Source organism: Flavobacterium riviphilum, assembly GCF_055231795.1.
In genome coordinates this window covers 364,604-388,195 of the sequence record NZ_JBUYSY010000002.1, presented here as the reverse complement: position 1 = coordinate 388,195, position 23,592 = coordinate 364,604, and the positions used below count along the sequence as shown (strand labels likewise).

General features: G+C 33.7%; 19 protein-coding genes and 1 tRNA gene. 7 read left to right on the top strand and 13 right to left on the bottom strand.

What is annotated here, in order from left to right:
* Nucleotides 1–2 precede the first annotated feature (2 nt).
* From ACZIX2_RS04365 to ACZIX2_RS04355, 3 genes are all read left to right on the top strand, one after another.
* A complete protein-coding gene (locus ACZIX2_RS04365; RefSeq protein WP_463338861.1) occupies nucleotides 3–413 on the top strand; it encodes a hypothetical protein in 411 nt (136 codons plus the stop codon).
* Nucleotides 414–501: 88 nt separating this feature from the next.
* Complete coding sequence (locus ACZIX2_RS04360) at nucleotides 502–1,287, top strand: hypothetical protein (RefSeq protein WP_463338860.1); 786 nt, start codon at nucleotides 502–504, stop codon at nucleotides 1,285–1,287.
* Nucleotides 1,288–1,298: 11 nt separating this feature from the next.
* Nucleotides 1,299–5,309: a T9SS type B sorting domain-containing protein gene (locus ACZIX2_RS04355; protein ID WP_463338859.1), complete on the top strand. Its 4,011-nt coding sequence runs from the start codon at nucleotides 1,299–1,301 to the stop codon at nucleotides 5,307–5,309.
* A gap of 811 nt (nucleotides 5,310–6,120) precedes the next feature.
* On the opposite strand, the gene ACZIX2_RS04350 is transcribed toward ACZIX2_RS04355, so the two are convergent.
* Nucleotides 6,121–6,195: transfer RNA gene (locus tag ACZIX2_RS04350), tRNA-Val, on the bottom strand.
* 210 nt (nucleotides 6,196–6,405) lie between these two features.
* Between ACZIX2_RS04350 and ACZIX2_RS04345 the strand changes: the two genes are divergently transcribed.
* On the top strand, nucleotides 6,406–8,190 hold the full coding sequence (locus ACZIX2_RS04345; RefSeq protein ID WP_463338858.1) for an ABC transporter ATP-binding protein: 1,785 nt from the start codon (nucleotides 6,406–6,408) through the stop codon (nucleotides 8,188–8,190).
* An 89-nt stretch (nucleotides 8,191–8,279) separates the two neighbouring features.
* Here the strand turns inward: ACZIX2_RS04345 and ACZIX2_RS04340 are convergent, their stop codons facing one another.
* The 5 genes from ACZIX2_RS04340 to holA form a co-directional block, all read right to left on the bottom strand.
* On the bottom strand, nucleotides 8,280–9,830 hold the full coding sequence (locus ACZIX2_RS04340) for a SulP family inorganic anion transporter (RefSeq protein WP_463338857.1): 1,551 nt from the start codon (nucleotides 9,828–9,830) through the stop codon (nucleotides 8,280–8,282).
* A 245-nt stretch (nucleotides 9,831–10,075) separates the two neighbouring features.
* Nucleotides 10,076–11,767: an energy-dependent translational throttle protein EttA gene (ettA, locus tag ACZIX2_RS04335; RefSeq protein WP_463338856.1), complete on the bottom strand. Its 1,692-nt coding sequence runs from the start codon at nucleotides 11,765–11,767 to the stop codon at nucleotides 10,076–10,078.
* A 101-nt stretch (nucleotides 11,768–11,868) separates the two neighbouring features.
* Nucleotides 11,869–12,051: a CAL67264 family membrane protein gene (locus tag ACZIX2_RS04330; RefSeq protein ID WP_463338855.1), complete on the bottom strand. Its 183-nt coding sequence runs from the start codon at nucleotides 12,049–12,051 to the stop codon at nucleotides 11,869–11,871.
* Nucleotides 12,052–12,125: 74 nt separating this feature from the next.
* On the bottom strand, nucleotides 12,126–14,144 hold the full coding sequence (pulA, locus tag ACZIX2_RS04325) for a type I pullulanase (protein ID WP_463338854.1): 2,019 nt from the start codon (nucleotides 14,142–14,144) through the stop codon (nucleotides 12,126–12,128).
* 14 nt (nucleotides 14,145–14,158) lie between these two features.
* Entirely contained in the window at nucleotides 14,159–15,163 is a 1,005-nt protein-coding gene (holA, locus tag ACZIX2_RS04320; protein WP_463338853.1) for a DNA polymerase III subunit delta, read from the bottom strand.
* A gap of 85 nt (nucleotides 15,164–15,248) precedes the next feature.
* Between holA and ACZIX2_RS04315 the strand changes: the two genes are divergently transcribed.
* The 3 genes from ACZIX2_RS04315 (at nucleotide 15,249) to ACZIX2_RS04305 (ending at nucleotide 17,607) form a co-directional block, all read left to right on the top strand.
* Complete coding sequence (locus tag ACZIX2_RS04315) at nucleotides 15,249–15,707, top strand: type I restriction enzyme HsdR N-terminal domain-containing protein (RefSeq protein WP_463338852.1); 459 nt, start codon at nucleotides 15,249–15,251, stop codon at nucleotides 15,705–15,707.
* A 6-nt stretch (nucleotides 15,708–15,713) separates the two neighbouring features.
* A complete protein-coding gene (locus ACZIX2_RS04310) occupies nucleotides 15,714–16,706 on the top strand; it encodes a glycosyltransferase family 2 protein (RefSeq protein WP_463338851.1) in 993 nt (330 codons plus the stop codon).
* A 67-nt stretch (nucleotides 16,707–16,773) separates the two neighbouring features.
* A complete protein-coding gene (locus tag ACZIX2_RS04305) occupies nucleotides 16,774–17,607 on the top strand; it encodes an OmpA/MotB family protein (protein WP_463338850.1) in 834 nt (277 codons plus the stop codon).
* Between the two features lie 62 nt (nucleotides 17,608–17,669).
* On the opposite strand, the gene ACZIX2_RS04300 is transcribed toward ACZIX2_RS04305, so the two are convergent.
* From ACZIX2_RS04300 to ACZIX2_RS04270, 7 genes are all read right to left on the bottom strand, one after another.
* A complete protein-coding gene (locus ACZIX2_RS04300; protein WP_463338849.1) occupies nucleotides 17,670–18,176 on the bottom strand; it encodes a CAP domain-containing protein in 507 nt (168 codons plus the stop codon).
* A 152-nt stretch (nucleotides 18,177–18,328) separates the two neighbouring features.
* Nucleotides 18,329–18,973 carry a pyridoxamine 5'-phosphate oxidase gene (pdxH, locus tag ACZIX2_RS04295; RefSeq protein ID WP_463338848.1) on the bottom strand — a complete coding sequence of 215 codons (645 nt, stop codon included), beginning with the start codon at nucleotides 18,971–18,973 and terminating at the stop codon, nucleotides 18,329–18,331.
* Nucleotides 18,974–19,025: 52 nt separating this feature from the next.
* The gene (locus tag ACZIX2_RS04290; RefSeq protein WP_463338847.1) at nucleotides 19,026–19,931 is read right to left on the bottom strand and encodes a ribonuclease Z; all 906 of its coding nucleotides are present in this window, start codon (nucleotides 19,929–19,931) and stop codon (nucleotides 19,026–19,028) included.
* Nucleotides 19,932–19,976: 45 nt separating this feature from the next.
* Complete coding sequence (locus ACZIX2_RS04285) at nucleotides 19,977–20,309, bottom strand: ribonuclease Z (protein ID WP_463338846.1); 333 nt, start codon at nucleotides 20,307–20,309, stop codon at nucleotides 19,977–19,979.
* 7 nt (nucleotides 20,310–20,316) lie between these two features.
* Nucleotides 20,317–21,243, bottom strand: a complete 927-nt coding sequence (locus tag ACZIX2_RS04280; protein ID WP_463338845.1) for an aspartate carbamoyltransferase catalytic subunit — start codon at nucleotides 21,241–21,243, stop codon at nucleotides 20,317–20,319.
* A gap of 8 nt (nucleotides 21,244–21,251) precedes the next feature.
* Entirely contained in the window at nucleotides 21,252–21,797 is a 546-nt protein-coding gene (pyrR, locus tag ACZIX2_RS04275; RefSeq protein ID WP_463338844.1) for a bifunctional pyr operon transcriptional regulator/uracil phosphoribosyltransferase PyrR, read from the bottom strand.
* A 174-nt stretch (nucleotides 21,798–21,971) separates the two neighbouring features.
* Nucleotides 21,972–23,591: an ABC-F family ATP-binding cassette domain-containing protein gene (locus tag ACZIX2_RS04270; RefSeq protein ID WP_463338843.1), complete on the bottom strand. Its 1,620-nt coding sequence runs from the start codon at nucleotides 23,589–23,591 to the stop codon at nucleotides 21,972–21,974.
* Between the last annotated feature and the right edge of the window lies 1 nt (nucleotide 23,592).

The window sequence follows — 23,592 nt, the reverse complement described above, 5'->3', positions numbered from 1 at the left end:
ATATGAAGACAATAAAAATTTACTATTTAATTTCGTTTTTGTTAATGATTTCTTGTATGGATATATCTGATAATAGATGCATTATTACTCATAATAAATCTGTTAATAGTATTTATTGTTTTTATCTTGACAAAGAGTTGACTAAAATGGATAGTCTTCCGAGGTACTCCTTTCCGCCATATGAAACAAAAGCGAATGATGATGATTGTAATTTGATAGTAAAACCAAGTTGGGAGGAATATATCAAAAAATGTGACAATCAAAAATTGAGATATTACATTATCAAAAAAGACAGTATAGACAAATATGGTTGGAAAGAGATATTTAAGAAAAATATTTACAATAAAAAGTATCTTTTTACTATTAAAGACTTAGATAGTTTGAACTGGACAATTACGTATGATGAAAAATAGTTGTTCAATAAAATATTTATCGATTTAACCAAATTTCTCGCATTAGTCAAAAAAAAAATTAGTAATCCCAAATCTTAAATAGTTAATAATGAAATCCTCAATCTATTATTTGTTCTTGTTTTTTGCTTTGTTAGGATGTTCTTCTTCTGAGGAGAATACCGAAACGCCCAAAGTTATGAATGTTACTACAGTAGCTTCCAAAACTTCGGTAACTGTAGATGAAATTTTTTCGGTAGCAGTTTCTAGTGATGCAGTTATCAAATCCATAGGGGTGACCACAGACGGAAGTGATCCTCTTAATTTTACTTCGTCAAATTTTGGCACTTCAACCACCTTATACTTTAGCTTTGATACCTTAGGGACCAAAACTATAAAAGTAAAGGTGCAAAATGAGAAAGATGAAACGGTGGTAAAAACGATAGTAATAAACGTAGAAAGAGGCACCGCAGTAAAAATAACTGGACTTCAGGTAAAATCGTTTTACAACAAAGATAAAACTTGGGATCCAGAATTTGCCGCTACAGATAATAATAGATTGGCAGATGTTTTTTTTGGTATCGGGAAATTAAAAGTAAAAGACCCATTTTCTAGTAGTCCATCATTAATGGGTGCATGGTATAGGTCTGCTACCAAAGAAAATCAAGGAGATCTTACCTGGGATTTAGCGGCTGCCAATTTATATGTTAACCCTTCGTCAAATTTGTATTTTTCGTTAGTTGATCAAGATGGGCAGGTGGGTCAAGATTTACTTTTAGGTTCACCAGATTATAGAACGTTTAGTTTTTCCTCTTTTGCTGCCAACAAAACCAAAACAATCACCTATACTTTTGCAGATATTAATTTAGAGTTTACATTTACAGTAGAATGGCCATAAATTATTAGTAAATGTTTTGCAAAGGAATTTTTAGAATCATCGTATTGTTATTTGTTACAACAGTATCTGCACAACAAGAAGCAAGTGTATGGTATTTTGGGATAAAAGCTGGACTGAAATTTAATGTTGATGGCTCTGTAACTCCTTTAAATGGTGGCAAAATTAACACCAGAGAAGGTTGTGCTTCCATTGCCACTAGTACTGGTGATTTGTTATTCTATACTGATGGTCGAACGGTTTGGGATAAAAATCATATTGTGATGCCCAATGCCGATTATAGTAAAGGAACTGGCTTGTTTGGTGATAATTCTAGTACACAATCGGCCATCATAGTGCCTAAGCCAGGTAGTTCCAACTTGTTTTACGTTTTTACCGTCGATGAACCACATCATGAAAACAGCAAAGTATATCCAAATGCGTTTGTTGGTAAGTATGCTTCAGAAAATGGTAAAGTACCTGATGATGATGATGGCTTAAATAATGGTTTAAATTATTCGGTTGTTGATATGAATATCATAGGTACTAATGGGAGTGCTGGGGATGTAATTAGTAGAAACCATCATTTAATAACCTATGATTCAAATCCTTCAGGACAAGAGATTAAATTTAAATGTTCTGAAAAGATTACAGCAGTAAGGGATCAGTCCAATACTGCTTTTTGGGTAATTACTCATTTTCTTGATAAATTTTATGCTTTTAAAGTAACTGCTTCGGGGGTGTCTACTGTTCCCGTAATTTCTCAAGTAGCACCCAATATTACTTATGATGGATACCGTTATAATGCAATAGGCTATCTCAAAGCATCACCAGACGGGACTAAATTAGCAATCGCCCACAGAAATAATGCTACTACAGATGACCCTAGTGATACCAACACGGGTGGTGCTTATTTATATGATTTTAATGCAGCAACAGGTGTCGTAAGTAATGGCAAGCCTATTTTAACAAACGTATCTGCTTATGGGATAGAATTTTCACCAAATTCTAATCTTTTGTATGTAAGTTATAATCAAATTGAAGATACATCGGGGTCTTTTGGTACTTTTAAAGTTTCCCAATTTAACTTATTAAGTCCCGATATTACGGCATCCAATACAACCTTGTTTACATCAGGACAGTATGGTATGGCCGCTTTGCAATTGGCTCCCAATGGCAAGATTTATTACAGCGGTTATTTGTTTAATTCTTTACCAGTAATTAACCAACCCAATGAAGTGGGTTTGGCTTGTTCTTTTGACGAAATTGGACAGCCATTAAATGGTGATGGACAAAGAGTGTTAGGATTACCTCCATTTATTACTTCTTTTTTTGATGCTTTTTTTTCGGTTAAAAACGTTTGTTTGGGCACATTGAGTACGTTTACTTTGACCTCCAAAGAAACTATTCTTTCAGCTTTGTGGGATTTCGGCGACGGTTCAACTTCTAATGATAGCAATCCTAATCATCTTTATTCTTCTCCCGGAAAGTATAAAGTTGTTGTAACTGTTGTTTCCGATAAGGGAACTGTAACTAAAACAAAAGAGATTATAATATACGATACTCCTAAGGCCACTCAGCCTAAGGATATATTAATTTGTGATGATACTAATGATGGATTTTATACTTTCGATTTAACCCAACAATCAAGTTTCATTTTGAATGGTCAAGACCCCAATTTATTTGGAGTAAATTATTATCAAAACGACGTTCTTATTACAAACCCTAAAACTTATGTTAATGCATTAGCCTATAGAGAAGAAACCATACGAGCAGAAGTTTTTAATCTAGAAAACCAAGAGTGTAAAAGTATAACCTCTTTTAAGATTAAAGTATATGAACAGCCTAGACCAGCTATATCAAGTAGCATCCCTAAATTAGCTAGCTGCGACAATACAACGTTAGGTTCAGATACTGATGGGCGAGTTTTATTTGATTTGACTCAAAACGCTAATGTTATTTTAAATGGGCAGTCGGCTACTCAATTTGTACTTTCTTATTACAAAGATGCTGCCTTAACGCAAAGTATAATTTCTCCAGCATCTTACCAGAACACTACTACCTCTGAAACTATTTATGTCAAAGTTGTGAATAAGGACAATTCAAGTTGTTTTGCAACCACTTCATTTGCCATCGAAGTTTTGGCTTTGCCAGTCATAGCTAATGTAGTTGATTTAAAACAATGCGATGATAATACTGATGGGTTTAGTGTATTCAATCTAGAGGAAGCCATTGCTAAAATCACTACAAATGCAGCTAATGAAACCCTATATTTTTATCAAACGTTGACAGATGCGCAAAACAATACTAATCCAATATCAAACGCAACTACCTACACCAATAAAGTCGTTAGTAATGATGCAGTTTATGTGAGAGTAGTCAATGCTAAGGGTTGTTTCCGCATAGCCATAATCAATTTGTCAGTGACAACAACTCAAATCCCTTTGAATTATTCTAAAACATTTACCGTGTGCGATGATGCTCTTTTGGGAACCAATTCGGATGGAATAGCTTCTTTTAATTTTAGTAATGTAACTTCAGAGATTCAGAATATTTTTCCAACAGGACAATTATTAACTATTCGTTATTTTAGAAATCTTGCCGATGCTTTGGCAGAGAAAAATGCCATTGCAGATATTTCTAATTATAGAAACATTGGGTATCCGACTACCCAAAACATCTTTATTCGAGTAGATAGTCAAGTGAATAACGATTGTTTAGGCTTGGGAAGTCATATCACTCTTAATGTAGAACGAGTGCCAATAGTTCAATCTTTAACACTTAACCATTGCGATGATGATCAAGATGGGAAATTTGCTTTTGATACGTCCACTTTACAGTCGCAGTTGTTGAATGGTCTAACCAATGTTTCGGTAGCTTATTTTGACCAAAACAATCTGCCATTGTCAAGCCCTTTACCAAATCCTTTTGTAACATCTTCACAAAAAATAAAAGTTGTAGTTACAAATACTACCACAACGGCTTGTTCCTATGAGAGTAGTGTTGATTTTGTGGTTGATGATTTGCCAGAAGCCTTTGCAGTGCCTGTAAACTTAACGAGTATTTGCGATGACGAAGTGGATCCTAAATTGCAAGATGGTAAATTTGCGTTTGATACATCTAGTTTTCAAAAGACCATTTTAGGAAGTCAAACAGGAATGTTGGTCTATTACTTTGATGGAAGTAACAATCCCTTACCATGTCCGTTACCCAATCCATTTTTGACTCCAACGCAACAAGTTAGAGTCGAAGTGGTCAATCCAATAAATCCCTCTTGTAAAGCAACGGTACTGATTCCATTTGTTGTACATCCCATACCAGTGGTACAGCTCACGGGAGAGGAATTGGTTTGTAGTGATTTACCAACGTTTACCAAAGTTATTGATGCAGGCTTGTTAGATAGTGGACAAAAAAATAATTTTAGTTACTCTTGGACTAAAGATGGTCAACCAATTGTAAATGCTACTAATTATGAATTGACTGTAAATCAAAAAGGGGTTTATTCGGTAACTTCAACCAATACGTTGGGTTGCGCAAGAACCCGAACCATTATCGTAAATGCTTCAGATAAAGCTAGAGTTACAGTTGAAGTTAAAGATTTAAGCTCAGAGAACACCATTACCGTTGTGGCAACAGGTGCTGGCGATTATGTATACGCACTAGATCAAGAGTTTGGGGAATATCAAAAGAGTGCCACATTTGATAATGTTCCTTCAGGAATTCATACGGTTTATGTCAAAGATTTAAATGGTTGCGGTGTCACAGCACAAGAGGTTGCGATATTGGGTATTCCAAAATATTTTACACCTAATCAAGATGGGTACAATGATACTTGGAATGTTAAAGGGGTAAATGCTTTTTTTAATTCGAAAACGAGTATTCAAGTTTTTGACAGATATGGTAAATTAGTACAACAAATTGATCCCAAAGGAGAAGGATGGGATGGAAACTATATGGGACAACCACTCCCATCGGATGATTACTGGTACGTTATTCAGCTCGAAGACGGACGTGTTTTTAAAGGCCATTTTGCGTTAAAGAGATAATTTTTTTTAAACTTTAATTTCAAAAACAATTCTATAATTGTAATAATTTTTTATGAATATCATTTGGTTTTCATCAAATACAACACTTAGATTTTATTTTGGAAAATGATATTATGTAAAACTTATCCAATATTTGCAAAATCCTATAATCATAGATGTTAAGGTATGTGACATGCAACTATACCTTCTTTCCAATTTCCCCTTTCTTTCCTTAATACAAAAATGAAATGGGTAAGATGGGTAAGAAGGGTAAGATTGCTTTTTTTAATGCAATCCCTTTCTACCATTGGGTTGGGTAAGATGGGTAAGGTTTTTTCATTTTTTGGAGTATAAAAAATATTTTTAAATCGTTGTTGATTTTTTGCTCTTAAATAAACAGATTTAATCGCAAATGTTTGCCTGAACTTAAGATCATTATGAAAAATAGAATTAAAAAAGCGAAATTTTATTTTGACATAAAAAATATTGCATGCTCTAAAATCGGATCAAGAACAATTCAAGTATTTTAGTTCATAAATATCTTATTTTTATTTACCAATGGAAGAGCAATTGATTGATAAAGTGAAGAAAAAAATTAAAAAATTAATTCAAGAAAAATAAGGATTAATGAAATTTAGATTAAAGTTTTAGTTTGAATTTAGTTCACCTACAGCAAGTTTTAATTCAAACAAGAACAACAAAATCTTCAAAAAATCCCGAAAGAAATAGAAATGTAATTCAAAAGAATAAAAAAATTTCGGGAAAATTTCGGGATAAATAAAATAAAAAATCCGTAAAAACTTGATTCTCAAGTCGTTACGGATTTTGTTTGTGGGCGATGAGGGGTTCGAACCCCCGACCCCCTCGGTGTAAACGAGGTGCTCTGAACCAGCTGAGCTAATCGCCCTATTTTATTAGGTCGCTATCATTTCGTGATTGCGAGTGCAAATATACACCATGATTTGATATTTACAAGGTTTTTTTCAAGAAAAATTGAAAAAAAATTCACCTATTTTAATTAACAACTCATCATCAACAAGTTAACACAACAATCAAACTCACCTTTTTTTTTGTATTGATTCCATATAATAGTACTTTTGAAATCAAATTCTATAAAATGGCCCGATTCAAAGAAAACAATTTACCTAAAGCAAAAATTACCGCTTCGTCCTTGCAAAAAGCAAAAATTATTTTCAAATATGCTCAGCATCATACATGGAAATTTTATGTTGGTCTCTTATTCCTTTTACTAACAAGTGTTACAGCTTTAGCATTTCCAAAATTCATGGGGATGCTCGTAGATTGTGTCAACAAAAAAGATAGCGCTTTGGCCAACCAAATTGCATTAGGACTAGGTTTAGTACTGGTTTTACAATCTATTTTTTCTTTTTTTAGATTGTACTTGTTTGTAAACTTTACTGAAAACACCTTAGCTAATGTACGATTGGCATTATATACCAATTTAGTAAAACTACCAATGTCATTTTTCTCTCAAAAACGTGTAGGCGAACTAAATAGCCGTATAAGTAATGATATTAGTCAGATTCAAGACACATTAACCACAACAATTGCCGAATTTTTAAGACAATTTATTTTAATTATTGGAAGTTTTATAATGTTGGCTAGTATCAACATAAAACTGACATTTATGATGGTATCGATTGTTCCTCTTGTAGGGGTAGCCGCTGTCTTTTTTGGAAGATTTATCAGAAAGTATTCTAAAAAAGTGCAAGATCAAGTTGCCGAGAGTCAGATAGTAGTAGAAGAAACCATGCAAGGCATCAGTATTGTAAAAGCGTTTGCCAATGAATGGTATGAAATTCAAAGGTACGCCACCAAAATACAAGAAGTGGTGAAAGTTGCCATAAAAGGAGGACAATTAAGAGGATACTTTGCTTCTTTTATCATTATTTGCTTATTTGGGACAATAGTTGCCGTTGTATGGTATGGTGTTCAATTGAGTATTGATGGCGAAATTACTGTGGGTGAATTATTCACTTTTATTCTGTATTCAAGTTACGTTGGTGCTTCTTCAGGTGGCATTGCCGAATTATATGCACAAATGCAAAAAGCAATTGGAGCTACAGAGCGTGTATTTGAGTTGCTAGAAGAAACTCCTGAGAATATAAATACCACGACCGCTCAAAATTTCTCAAAAATAAAAGGAGATGTTGCTTTTCAAAATGTTGCCTTTACTTATCCTTCTCGCAAGGAAATTAAAGTTCTTAAGGGAGTTAGCTTTACTGCATCTTCTGGCGAAAAAATTGCACTAGTTGGACCTAGTGGTGCCGGAAAATCGACCATTGCTTCCTTACTACTTCGCTTTTATGAGACATCAGAAGGCACTATCACCATAGATGACAAAAACATAAGCGATTATGACTTAGAAGTTTTGAGAGGAAACATGAGTATTGTTCCTCAAGATGTCATTTTGTTTGGTGGAACTATTAAAGAAAACATCGCTTACGGCAAGCCAAATGCATCAGAGGAAGAAATCATGGTGGCAGCAAAACAAGCCAATGCATTACAATTTATTCAAGGTTTTCCTGAAGGATTTGATACCATTGTTGGTGAAAGAGGTATAAAACTATCAGGTGGTCAACGACAACGCATTGCAATTGCAAGAGCCCTTTTAAAAAACCCAAGCATTTTAATATTAGACGAAGCAACATCATCATTGGATAGCGAAAGCGAAAAACTAGTTCAAGAAGCTTTAGAAATTTTAATGGAAGGAAGAACGAGCATCATCATTGCGCATCGCCTCTCTACCATCAGAAATGCTGATAAAATATTAGTGATTGACAATGGCATTATATCTGAACAAGGTACCCATCAAGAGCTTTTGGCTATTGAAAATGGAATTTATAAAAACCTGAGTAACTTACAATTTAGTAATTCATAACTAATACATATTATTTAGTAATAGTATAAATAAAAAATGACCATCTTGAAAATCAAAATGGTCATTTTTATTTTAGCCCAGTTAAATCGTTAATGCAAAGCTGCAACATTTACAGATTGCACCCCAATTAATTCAAATTGAATATGCCTGTCTTTGGCCTTGTTCTTATACTCACTTATAACTTCTAAAATGTCGTAGTCTACAAAATTCGCTTCGCTACCATCAATCACTAATACAGTATATGACGGTGTTTCTTCTAGTGTTTTTTTAAGACTCACTTTGTTCAAAAATGTAACATTGGTATTCAACTTAATTAATCTACATGAAATACCATTTTTGATCGTTTTGGTAACATTATATTCATTTTTAAAATTATTTTGAATAATAAAATAAATAGAAATAATCAACCCAATAGACACTCCAATAAGTAAATCTGTAAGAAGAACCATAACAATAGTTATCATAAATGGCAAAAATTGAGTCCATTTCAATTCCCACATGCTCACGTAGAGACTGGGTTTTGTCAAATTAAATCCTGTAACTAACAAAATAGCAGCTAAAGAAGCATAAGGAATTTTATTGAGTACAAAAGGCACGACAAGTATAGCACTCAATAACAACACACCATGTGTTATGGCCGAAAGCTTGGTTTTTGCACCAGCATCTACATTTGCAGAACCTCTTACAATAACGGCTGTTAGCGGTATTGCTCCTAAAATTCCACAAACCACATTACCAATTCCTTGAGCTACTAATTCCCTATTCACCGGTGTAATACGATTATGTTTGTCCAATTTATCAATAGCCTCAACACAAAGTAAGGTTTCTAACGAAGCAATAATCCCAATCACAACTCCATCCTTCCATATCGTTGCTGAAGAAAATAAAGCAGACCAATTAGGAAATGAAATATTAGAGAAAATGTTATCAGGAATATGAACTAATTGAGATTCTTTTAATGCCAAATCAGGGCTTATATACCCAAATAAAAGATTCAATAAAATCCCTGTCAACACAGCCATTAAGGGACCTGGAATATGTTGGATCGCTTTTATCGAAGTGAATTTATGGAGCAACATAGCAGCAAGCGATAAAGACGTGATTAGAATCGAACTTAAAGTAATATGATGAGAAAATTCGCTTATACTTCCTAAAAAATTTGTAGAGGAAAACAATTCCAAGAACCCACTTGTCCAAAAATCGGGTTGGTCGTATCCTAATGCTAATGGAATTTGTTTCGAAATTAATATTACCCCAATGGCAGCCAGCATACCTTTTATAACAGAGGATGGGAAATAATTTGCTATTACACCCAATTTCAACAAGCCTAAAATCAACTGAAATAGCCCTGCAACAACTACAGACAAAAGAAAGATTCGATAATCACCTGAAGAAATTATAGTTGCCGCCACCAAGGTTGACAATCCAGCTGCCGGTCCAGAAACTGCTAAATTAGAACCACTAATAGACGCAACGACAATACCTCCAATTATTCCAGATAATAATCCTGCATATAATGGCGCACCTGAGGCTAAAGCGATTCCTAAACAAAGTGGTAAGGCCACTAAAAAAACTGAAATTCCTGCTCCAAGATCATGACGCAGAAACATAATTCGATAGTATTTTAAAAAACGATTCATTTTGATGAAAATTAAACTTAATTAGAGAAAAAAATCTACTCTTTCAAACTAAAAACTAGACACTAAAACACACAGCATCTGATTAAAAAAGTAATATATTAACAATACTCTAACAAATGTAGTTTATTATGAAACCTTGATAAATGATAAAAATCATGGTTTACACTTTTTCACCGCTCTTTAAAACAAAAAAAATCCACTACTTATAAATCTAAGTAGTGGATTTTCTAAACCTATATAAACAACTATCGTATCAATTTACGATATTTCAATCTTTTGGGGGTCAAATCACCACCAAGACGTTTCTTTTTATTTTCCTCGTATTCTGTAAAACTTCCTTCAAAGAAATACACTTCTGAATTACCCTCAAAAGCCAAAATATGAGTACAAATTCTATCTAAGAACCATCTATCGTGCGAAATTACTACTGCACAACCGGCAAAGTTTTCTAGACCTTCTTCTAGTGCACGTAGTGTATTAACGTCCAAATCATTCGTTGGCTCATCCAATAACAATACGTTCCCTTCTTCTTTTAGCGTCATGGCCAAATGCAAACGGTTACGTTCCCCTCCAGACAACATAGATACTTTTTTGTTTTGTTCACCTCCGCCAAAATTAAAACGTGACAAATAAGCTCTTGAGTTTACTTGCTTACCGCCCATCATAATCAATTCTTGGCCATCAGCAAAGTTTTCCCAAATGGTTTTGTTGGGATCAATATTAGAATGAGACTGATCTACATAGGCTATTTTTACCGTTTCCCCTACTTTAAATTCACCAGCATCGGTTGTTTCTTCTCCCATTATCATTTTAAAAATGGTAGATTTTCCAGCACCATTAGGTCCAATAATCCCCACAATACCAGCTTGTGGCAATGTAAAATTCAAATTATCATAGAGCAATTTATCACCAAATGCTTTAGCAACATTATGTGCTTCAATAACATTGGTACCCAAACGAGGACCATTTGGAATGTAAATCTCTAGTTTCTCATCCAATTGTTTTTGGTCTTCATTTAAAAGTTTGTCATAATTCTGCAAACGTGCTTTTTGTTTGGTTTGACGTCCTTTGGCTCCTTGTCTTACCCACTCTAACTCACGCTCTAAAGTTTTTCTTCGTTTTGAAGCTACTTTTTCTTCTTGTGCCAATCGATTTGATTTTTGATCCAACCAGGAAGAATAGTTTCCTTTCCATGGAATACCTTCTCCTCTATCCAATTCCAATATCCAACCCGCAACATTATCCAAGAAATAACGATCGTGAGTTACGGCGATTACAGTTCCTGAATATTGAGCCAAATGTTGTTCAAGCCATAAAACCGACTCAGCATCTAAGTGATTGGTGGGTTCGTCTAAAAGCAACACATCGGGTTGTTGTAACAACAAACGGCATAAAGCAACACGTCTACGTTCTCCACCTGAAAGATGCTTGATAGGCGTATCTCCATCTGGTGTGCGTAAAGCATCCATGGCTATTTCTAATTTGGTATCAATCTCCCAAGCTCCTAACGCATCAATCTTGTCTTGTAAAGCGGCTTGACGATCCATTAACTTATCCATTTTTTCTGGATCTTCATAGTTTTCTGGCAATCCGAACAAATCATTAATTTGATTGTATTCTTCAAGAACCTTCATCGTTTCTGCTACTCCTTCTCTTACAATTTCAATTACGGTTTTGGAGTCATCTAAAACAGGTTCTTGCTCTAAATAACCTACCGTATAGCCAGGTTGGAAAACCACATCGCCTTGATAGTTTTTGTCAACACCTGCGATGATCTTTAATAAAGATGATTTACCTGAACCATTAAGTCCTAGAATACCAATCTTGGCACCATAGAAAAAACTCAAATAAATATTTTTCAAAACTGGTTTATCGGCTCCTTGATAGGTTTTACTCAATTTTTGCATTGAGAAAATTACCTTTTTATCGTCTGACATATCAATTATATAATTTTTATTAGTTATTTACTTTACTATTTATTACAAGATAACTTGCTAATCCATGTGTTTTAAAAACACCGGTGTTGATTTATTCTCTATTACACTCTACCTTTTAGGGCGTTGAAAACCCATGCATTGGCTAAAAACCCAATTCCAACCGCTGCAAATCCCCATCCAGAAACATCTCTATAACGGAAAGCTCCTAGCCCAATGAGTAATAACCCCATTACAATCATTATAAATGTGGCCCATCCTAAAATTGTATTCTTATTCATTCCCATTTTCTTTGGTATCTTTTTAATTTTTAAACGAGCGCAAATATCGTTATTTTTTTGCAGAATTTCATTTATAAATCTTATAACTGATACAAAATTACGGCACTTCGAGCAGGAAGAGTAACTAATGCATTTTCTATTGTTGCCATCCCTTTTTCATTGATTTGTTTTCCATCACATACTAAACTCCATTTGCCTTGCAGGGGTTGTTGCTGAGGTTTATCATCTCCATTAAAATAAACTCTTATGTTTTTCCATGAGTCTCCATTGGCATGATTCGTTAATGTATATCCCACCAACAAGGGATTTTCGAGCGTTAAAAACACTAAATTTTCTTGAATCATTTTCTCAGAAGTCATTCTGAATGCGGGGTGTGCTTTTCTTAGCGCAATTAAACCTTTATAATATTGCGTAAGTTCTAAATTTTCATGTTTCCAATTCCAATTGATTTTGTTGATACTATCTGGTGCATTATATGAATTTTCGACCCCAAATTTCGAACGTTTCATATCAACCCCCATATGCAGAAAAGGAACACTTTGAGAGGTTAGTACAATGGAATTAGCTAATTTGCCCATTTGTATCAATTCGGATTCAGATGCCGTTGGGTTGGCTATTTTCAACTTATCATACAAAGTATGATTGTCATGACAAGATACATAGCCAATAACTTTAGTTGGACTATCAGCGTATGGAAACTGAGCATAGGTCCTATTTTTGTCATATTTTACTTGAGGGTGATTGGTAGAAGCTACTATACCAAAAGGAATAACCTCTTTATATAAAGAATTACCACTAGCAAAGCCTTTATCGTGCTCATTAGAAAAATGACCCTTAACTGCATCCCTTATATCATCAGAAAAAACTGCTATTTTATCCATTTTTTTCACATGATTTTTCAAGGCTCTTCTTTCATATGCTAGGGGCGAATCGCCTGCAGTCCATCCTTCTCCATAAAGAAAAATAGTAGGATCTATTTTGTGGAGTTCTTTCGATATGATATTCATTGTTTCAATATCATGTATACCCATCAAATCAAATCGGAAACCATCCACATGATATTCGTTTACCCAATATTGTAAAGAAGTAATCATGAATTGACGAGCCATTGTTCTATCGGAGGCAAATTCATTCCCACAAGCCGAAGCATCTGAGCGCTTTCCATCAGGCCAATTTCGATAATAATAACCGGGCACTAATTGATCAAATATATCTGTAGAACTGGTATGATTATATACCACATCCATTACCAATCGAATATTAGCTTCGTGCAAGGCTTGTACCATTTGCTTGTATTCTTTGATACGCACCAAACCATCGAATGGATTTGTGGCATACGAACCTTCGATAGCATTGTAATTTTGTGGATCATACCCCCAATTGTATTGAATTTTGTTGGGTTGTGATTCATCTAATGATTTATAATCAAAAACTGGAAGCAAATGCAAATGAGTGATTCCAAGTTCTTTTAAATGATCCAATCCAGTGGCTTCTCCAAATTCATTTTTGGTATTTTTCTCAGTAAAAGCCAAGAATTTACCTTTGTTTTTAATCCCTGATGATGGGTCAATGGAAAAATCGCGCACATGGGCTTCATACAAAATGATTTCTGCAGCCGATTTCAAACTTGGTTGACGGTCTTTTTTCCAATTTGCAGGATGAGTTAAAGTCCTGTTGTAAATAAGTCCCCTGTTTCCATTCACTCCAACCGCTTTAGCATATGGGTCGGGCATTTCTTTCGACCATTTGCCATCGTGTTTAGCTTGGAGAGTATAATAGGTATTGTGAAAATCTCCTTTTAAGTTGATTTGCCAAACTCCTGTTTTTGCATCATACTCCAAATTTTTGACTGCAATAGATTCTCCTCCGTCACCCGTTGCATAAAGTTTTACTTTAACTTCCTCCGCATTAGGACTCCATAATTTTAGTACCGTTTGCTTTTGAGTGTACGTTACTCCTAAATCATTTTTTAAATAAACAGGATACTGGTCAAACGAACTGAATTTGATACTATTAGTTGTTGTTTGCTGTGAAAATCCCATCTGAATTAAAAATAAAAAACCAAAATTCAATAAAACATTACTCCAACTTGATTTCATAACTTAATACAGTATTAATTAAAAATATGATACAACATTTCTTTTAACAAATCACTTTGAGAAAGCGAATTGGCCCCTACTCCTTTACTTTTTACATCAATTTCACGCAAGGACCCAACGATTTGACTTACTTTTCGCATAGGATAATTTTTTAGAGCCAAATCGTAATCTTTTATAAAATAAGGATTCACTCCTAAAACTGAAGCCACATTCTTAGGGTTTTTATCTTTCAAACCATGATACTTTAGTAATTGAACAAAAAAACTAAATACCAAACCGGTAGTCATTACTAAAGGATATTCCTTAGGATTTTGAGCAAAGTTATCTGCAATGGTATAGGCTTTTAACTGATTTCGTTCACCGATGGCTTTTCTTAATTCAAATACATTGAAATCCTTACTAAAACCTATATTTTCTTCAATATGCAAAGCAGTTATTGTAGAACCAATAGGTAAAATAATTTTTAGTTTCTCTAATTCATTGCTAATTCGACTTAAATCCGTGCCTAAAAATTCAACTAGCATTGCTGCTGCTTTAGGTTCAATTGCATATTTTTTACCTGCAAGCACTTTTTTAATCCAATCGGCTACTTGGTTTTCGTATAGCTTTTTGCTTTCGTAAACCAAGCCGTTTTTAGCAATGGCTTTGGTTACTTTTTTTCTCTTATCTAATGTTTTGTATTTATAACAAAAAACCAAAACAGTGGTGGGCATTGGATTTTCGGCATAACTCTCGAGCTTATCAATTGTTCTTGACAATTCTTGAGCTTCTCTAACAATCACTACTTGTTTTTCTGCCATCATGGGATAGCGTTTTGCTGTTCCCACTATGTCGTCAATACTCACATCGCGACCATACAAAACAGTTTGATTAAAACCCTTTTCGTCTTCGGATAGGACGGTATTCTCTATAAAATCAGAAATTTTATCTATATAATAAGGTTCCTCACCCATTAAAAAATAAATAGGTTTAACTTGACCGGCTTTAATATCATTAACAATTTTTACAACTTCGTCCATTTTTGGGTTTTTAGGTCACTTTTTTTAAAGAGCTAGATTAAAATAATGCATCAAAAACTAGCAAGAAAATAACTATTTTTGCCAAATGCAAGCACTCAATTTTCCAAACTTTAGTTTCCGATTCAAAAATAACGAAAATAAAATGGCTATTTTTGATGAGATACGTAAAAAATTTATAATTCTTACGCCTGAAGAATGGGTTCGTCAACATGTCATTCAGTACCTAATTCAGGTTAAAAAATATCCCAAATCTTTAATCAACGTCGAAAAAGTACTGCATGTTAATGGTTTGAGAAAACGTTACGATATTGTTATTTTTCGACCCAATGGTACTATTTTCACATTAATAGAATGCAAAGCCCCAGAAGTAACCATAACACAAACCACTTTTGACCAAATTGCACAGTACAACCTTACTTTACAATCGGAATTTTTGATGGTAACCAATGGATTGAATCATTATTATTGTACCATGGATTTTGAAAATGAAAAGTATAGTTTTTTACCTTCGCTTCCTGATTACTCTTTCATCTCTAAGCCTTAATAACCTATGAAAATAGCAGTAGTGATTCTTAATTGGAACGGCGTTTCCTTATTAGAACAATTTTTACCCTCATTAGTGCAACATTCTCCCGAAGCCACCATTTATGTTGCAGACAATGCATCCACGGATAATTCAATAGAATTTGTCAAAAATAATTTCCCAACCGTAAAGATTGTAATTAACTCAAAAAATTATGGTTATGCTGGTGGTTATAATGAAGCATTAAAAACGATTGAGGCAGATATTTTTGTATTGGTCAATTCGGATATAGAGGTAACCCCCAATTGGCTACCTCCTATGATTACTACCTTTGAAAAAGAACCGAATACCTCCATTTTACAACCAAAAATTCTAGATTTCAAAAACAAAACACACTTTGAATACGCAGGAGCGGCTGGTGGTTTTATAGATAAATATGGTTTTCCATATTGTAGAGGCAGAATTTTTGATAGCATTGAAAAAGATCAAGGGCAATATGATAATTGTACCGAAATATTTTGGGCATCAGGTGCTTGCTTCTTTATTCGATCGAAAGTTTTTCATGAATTAAATGGATTTGATGCCGATTTTTTTGCACACCAAGAAGAAATAGACCTTTGCTGGAGAGCAATCAATAAGGGCTATACCATAAAATACAATTACAAGTCTGTAGTATATCATGTGGGTGGAGCCACCTTACAACAGGGAAATCCAAAGAAAACAGAATTGAATTTTAGAAATTCCTTATTCATGTTGGTAAAAAATTTACCCAAATACACCCTTTACAAACGTCTCTTCATCAGAATGATTTTGGATGGAATAGCCGGGTTAAAATTTTTAACACAATTTCAACCCAAACATTTTTTTGCAATTTTAAAAGCTCATTACACTTTTTATCAGTATTTTAGCTATTATTTTAATAAAAGAGATAAGTACCAAAAAGAAAATTATTTTCAAAAAAACAGTATCGTTTACTCCTATTTTGTTAAAGGTGGCACTGTTTTTGATAATTCGATTTAACAATATTTTATATTTTGACTGTCCAATTAAAATCTAACTTTGTAAAACATTATTAAAAATCAAAATTATGAGAAAAATAGCATTAGCTTTATCAGTATTAGTATTGCTTTCCTCTTGTGTTTCCAAAAAGAAATACACAGCATTAGAAGCAAAAAACAAAGAAACACAAGATTTATTAAACACAGCAACGGTTAAACTGAATTCTTGTTTAGAGGAAAAAGCTGGCTTAGCTGCTAGAGTTGAAGGATTGAAAGAACAAAATCAACATTTGATCAACACCTCAAAAGACATGACTGTCTTAACTACAAAAGGTGCTGAAAATATTGAAAAAGCATTAGAGTCTATTAAAGAAAAAGATTTGAAAATTAGCAGAATGCAAGACGCACTTACTAAAAAAGACAGTGTAACCCTTGCATTAGTAACTAGCTTAAAAAGTTCTGTTGGTATCTCAGATCCAGATATTGAAATTAATGTAGAAAAAGGAGTTGTATTTATTTCAATTGCAGATAAACTATTATTCAAAAGCGGAAGCTATGATGTAACAGATAAAGCTAAAAGTATTTTGGCTAAAGTTGCAAAAGTAGTAAACGACAAACCAGATTTTGAATGTATGGTAGAAGGTCACACAGACAATGTTCCCTACAGAAGCAATGGTGTATTACTTGACAACTGGGATTTAAGTGTAAAAAGATCAACTTCTATCATTCGTGTATTAACAAATGATCTTGGAGTAAAACCTGCTCAATTGATTGCTGCCGGTAGAAGTTCTTATGTTCCTCTAGTTGAAAACGATTCTCCTGAAAACCGCTCTAAAAACAGAAGAACTCGTATTGTAGTATTACCAAAAATTGATCAATTCTACGATATGATTGAAAAAGAAATGAAAAAACAACAACAATAATTTTTTCAAATTTCACAAAAAAAGCTGTCAGATTTTGACAGCTTTTTTTGTATCTAAGAATCTCAAATTTTGGCAAAAATATTGACATAATATTTTTTTCCCGTAGCAGGATCTTGACGAATAGAAATACCAAAATGAGAAAAATCTCCTTCAATGTTTTCTTTATGAATTGCACTCAACAACCAAGCATTAAAGGCTGAGACAGGTTGTGCATAATTATAAGCGATATTTTCGGATACTGTTTTAGCTCCTAAAGCTTTAATAATCGCATTAGACCTTGCCACAAAATCATTATGATTCACTACATTATTCACAATCATATAATTGGCATGCTCTTCGGATTTTAATGAGATAAAATTAATTTTCTCTAAAGTTGCTAATCCTTTTGATTTTCTATAATCATTGATCAGCGAAAGAGTTTCTATCTCATTTGCAGAGTAATTGTAATTAACAGAAGTCGGACTTACGGTTTTTAATTCTGAAGTAGGATTAAGTTCAGATTCTGTGGTACAAGATTTTAAAGATAGGCCAAGGAAGCCCAACAAAATTACTTTCGAAAGTCTATTCATAGTGTCAGCGTTAAATTTTAAAGTAGATTGGGGTACTGCTTTATTACTATTTTTGTTTTTTTTCTAAATAAAAATAGATAATAATACTACAAACTACCAAAAATTATCGATGAACTACACTTTTAACTAAATTTTCAATGTACTTTCTTATATTATGGAGACAATCTTTCTATCAACCAAGAATAATCTTCTTGCATAATGTAACGTATTCTATCATGCAAACGATTGGGTCTACCTTGCCAAAACTCAACCTCTGAAGGAACCACCAAATAACCTCCCCAAAAATCAGGTCTAGGAATTTCCTTACCCATATAATGTTGTTCTAAATCTTTCAATTTAGCCTCTAAAAAATCTCTGTCTGGTATTACCGTACTTTGATGAGACACTAAAGCCCCCAACTTGCTACCATCAGGTCTTGAATCAAAATACCCATCCGATACAGTAGCAGGCACTTGTTGAGCTTTTCCTTTAATAATAACTTGACGTTCCATACTATGCCAAAAAAAGGATAAACAAACATTTGGATTTGCCGCTATAGCTTTCCCTTTTTCAGATTGATAATTAGTATAGAATACAAACCCCTCTTCATTGTATTTTTTCAACAATACCACTCTCGCTTTTGGAAAACCATCTAACCCAATGGTAGCGACAGTCATAGCATTAATCTCATCAACTCCACCAAAATCTTCTACTTCATAAAACCACTTGTTGAACAAATTAATTGGATCTTCGGGAATATCATTTTCTAATAATTCACGCTTATCATAATTTTTTCTATAATTACTTAAATCATTCATCTTTATAAAAGGTAAAAATTAGAACTCATTTTTTAGTATCAAATCGGACAAGTTATATCTCAAAAGCCTGACCATCTTTGGCCAAAAGCACGTTTTGAAAAACCGTTTGTGCTTCTTCTTTAAACGATTGAATATCATCATATCTAGTAGAATAATGCCCTAAAAGAAGTTGTTTAGCATTTGCTTTTGAAGCTATAGTGGCGGCTTGAATGGCTGTTGAATGCATGGTCTTTTCAGCAAGTTTTAGCTCATGTTCTAAAAAAGTAGATTCGTGATACAACAAATCAACGTTATGTATTAATGGAATAATTTCTTCAGAATAGGCAGTATCTGAACAAAATGCATACCGTTTTTCAGGTACTCCAGGAAACGTCAACAAACCATTCGAAACTATGCTATCATCCTCCAATCGAATATCACCGCCTTTTTTTATTTTTTTGTAATAACAAACATCAATCTTGTACTCTTGAATCGCTGCAATATTTAATTTTTTTTCACCTTCTTTTTGAACAAACAAAAAACCATTGGTGTAAATTCGATGTTGTAAAGGAATGGTATACACAGCTACTTTTTCATCCTCGAAAATCAAAACACTTTCAGATGCATTTAATTCATGAAAAACTAACTGAAATTGAGTCCATGATTGTGTTAACTTAAGTTGGAGCAATATGATATCTTTTAATCCTTTTGGCCCATAAATATGTAAATCTGTAACTCGAGATAATAACGAAAAAGAAGATATCAAACCTATCAAGCCATAAAAATGATCACCATGCAAATGAGAAATAAATACATGATTAATCTTACTGAATTTTATCTTATTTTTTCGTAATTGTACTTGTGTCCCCTCACCACAATCTATTAAGAAAAATCGATTTTGAATTTCTAATAGTTGCGAAGTTGGATTGGCAAGTGTTCTAGGAGTTGCTGCATAACAACCTAAAATCGTTACTTTCAAAGTTTTAAAAAGATAAAATTATTTCGTTGCTAGTAATAGTAAAAGTTAAAAACCAAGGTCTCTTTCTATTTCTTCCATTTCTATAATATCATGCGCTTCTAACAAAGTCGGTACTACGGTTATTGAAGAAGGAACAGCATTATAATCAATTGCTGAAGCAACAATTACTAGAGATTTTTTAGCTTTTTTATGTTGCTTCGCTAGATTTGAAAAAAGTTTAATGGAATCAAGTGTAACCGTTGCGTCTTGAGAAACATCAAAAATGATATTATGATCTTTAAAACTACCAAATTGATTGGTTACTTTTTCTACAAAACCCAAAATATCTCCTTCGGTATGTTTAACTTGTATCGTGTGTCCTTTTGTTTCTACTTTCATAATTTGACTATTGAATTTTTGATGCTAACAAATAAATGACTGCCATTCTAATCGCTACACCATTTTCTACTTGATTTAAAATTACCGACTGATGGGAATCGGCCACATCTGACGTAATCTCAACCCCTCTGTTTATTGGACCTGGATGCATTATTACTATTTCTTTGCTTAAAGAATCCAACAATGCCTTGTCTACACCGTACTGTTGAGCATATTCACGAGTGGAAGGAAAAAAGTTAACATCCATTCGTTCATTTTGAACACGCAACATATTTGCTACATCACACCATTCTAAAGCTTTTCGCAAATCCGATTCTACTTTCACCCCTAGAGACTCGATATACCTAGGAATCAAGGTTTTGGGACCACATACTTTAACTTCAGCACCTTGCATTTGCAATGCATAAATATTAGACAAAGCCACTCTTGAATGTAAAATATCACCCACAATTACAACTTTTTTACCTCCAACATTTCCTAATTTTTCACGGATAGAGTAACTATCCAAAAGTGCTTGTGTTGGGTGTTCATGCGCTCCATCTCCTGCATTTACAATACTTGCTTTTACATTTTTGGATAAAAAATAAGCAGCACCTGGTGTTGAATGACGCATTACCACCATGTCTACTTTCATAGATAAGATATTGTTGACCGTATCAATTAAAGTCTCGCCTTTTTTAACTGAAGATTGGGCGGCGGAAAAACTGATTACATCTGCTGATAATCGTTTTTGAGCTAATTCAAAAGAAAGCTTGGTTCGTGTACTATTTTCAAAAAAAATATTGGCAATAGTGATATCTCTCAAGGAAGGAACCTTTTTTATAGGTCTATTAATTACTTCTTTAAAATGGTCAGCAGTTTCAAAAATTAGGTTAATATCATTGTTATTAATGTATTTAATACCTAATAAATGATTTACACTTAACTCGCTCATTAGTCTTATTATTGGTTATTGTTGATTAAAAACACACTATCTTCCACTCCTTGTTCTGCCCATCGCACAATTACTTTTTCATCATTAATAGCATCAACTTGTCGGCCACGATAATCCGGTTGGATAGGCAAATCACGACTAAATCGTCTGTCTATTAAGGTTAAAAGCTCAATACTCGAAGGTCTACCAAAAGATTGAATTGCCGTTAATGCAGCTCTTATACTTCTTCCTGTATAAAGTACATCATCTATAAATATTACTTTTTTATTTTCCACCAAGAAATCCATTTTAGTAATATTGGCTTCCAATGGTTTATCGGTCCTTCTAAAATCATCACGAAAAAATGTAATGTCTAAAAAACCAATTTTGATGTTTTTGATATGGTATTCGTTTTGCAAAATACTTTGCAATCGGTTAGCTAAAAAAGTACCTCTTGGCTGAATTCCAATTAGTATAGTTTCAGAAAAATCGAGGTGATTTTCTATGAGTTGACAAGCCAAACGATTAAGGATGATATTGACTTCTTTGGAAGTAAGCAATACTTTTTGATTCATAACGGTAGTAAGTTTGGTTTACAAATATACAAATTTCGTTTGAGCAACTTGTGTTAATGGTAATAAAACTAAGACAATTTAGCACTTAAAAATCAACACAAAACGAAGCTTTACCATCCAAATCTAACTGTCTCAAAAAAAAGCCTTTCCAAAAGGAAAGGCTTTTTAGTTGTTTTATTTTGCATACATTTTTACTCTTAACTCTTGAATCTTATCATCTTCTAAATATTCATCAAAAGTCATATAACGATCAATAACTCCATTAGGCGTTAACTCTACTACCCTATTACCAACCGTTTGTGCAAATTCATGGTCATGAGTGGTAAAAATTACCGATCCTTTGTAAACTTTCAAGGAATTATTGAATGCAGTAATCGATTCCAAATCGAGGTGGTTGGTTGGTTCGTCTAACATTAAGATATTCGCGCGTTCCATCATCATTCTCGACAACATACAACGTACTTTTTCACCTCCAGAAAGTACTCTACTTGTTTTCAACGCTTCTTCTCCAGAAAAAATCATTTTCCCAAGAAAACCTCTAATGTATACCTCGTCTCGTTCTTCCTCTGTTTTGGCATATTGTCTGAGCCAATCCACTAAGGTTAAATCATTTTCAAAAAAGGAATGATTTTCGCTTGGCAAATACGCTTGGTTAGTAGTAACCCCCCAATCAAATTTACCTGTATCAGGATTTTGATTGCCATTTAATATTTCATAAAAAGCGGTAGTTGCTCTAGAATCTTTTGAAAATAGCACAATTTTATCTCCTTTTGCCATATTCAAATCTACCCCTTTAAATAAAACCTCTCCATCAACAGAAGCACTCAAATCCTGTACATTCAAAATTTGATCTCCCGCTTCGCGATCTTGTTCGAAAATAATGGCTGGATAACGTCTACTAGAAGGCTTGATCTCGGCAATGTTCAATTTCGAAATCATTTTTTTACGAGAAGTGGCTTGTTTCGATTTAGCCACGTTGGCACTGAATCGACGGATAAACTCTTCTAACTCTTGTTTTTTCTCCTCAGCTTTTTTGTTTTGTTGTGCACGTTGTTTGGCTGCTAATTGACTAGATTCATACCAAAAAGTATAATTTCCTGAATAGTGACTAATTTTATTAAAATCAATATCAGATATATGTGTACACACTGCATCTAAAAAGTGTCTGTCGTGAGAAACTACAATCACCGTATTTTCATAATTGGCTAAGAAATTTTCTAACCAAGCAATGGTTTCAAAATCCAAGTCGTTGGTAGGCTCATCCATAATCAATAAGTCTGGATTTCCAAATAAAGCTTGTGCCAACAAAACACGTACTTTCATTTTGGCTTCTAAATCAGCCATTAGAGTATAATGATTGTCTTCTGTAATTCCTAAATTGGACAACATGGCAGCTGCATCAGAGTCAGCATTCCATCCGTTCATCTCTTCAAATTGCACTTGCAATTCTCCGATACGATCTGCATTTTTATCATTATAATCCAAATACAGTTCGTCCATTTCTTTTTTTACGGCATACAAAACTTTATTCCCCATCATCACCGTTTCAAGCACTGTATGCTCATCAAACATGTTGTGGTTTTGATTCAAAACCGACATTCTTTTACCAGGTTCAAGTTGTACATGGCCTGAGGTTGGGTCCATCGCCCCAGATATTATTTTTAAAAAGGTAGATTTTCCTGCTCCATTGGCACCAATTACCCCATAAACATTACCATGAGTAAATGTAGTGTTTACTTCATCAAATAAAACTCTTTTACCAAATTGAACGGATAAATTATTTACTGTTAACATG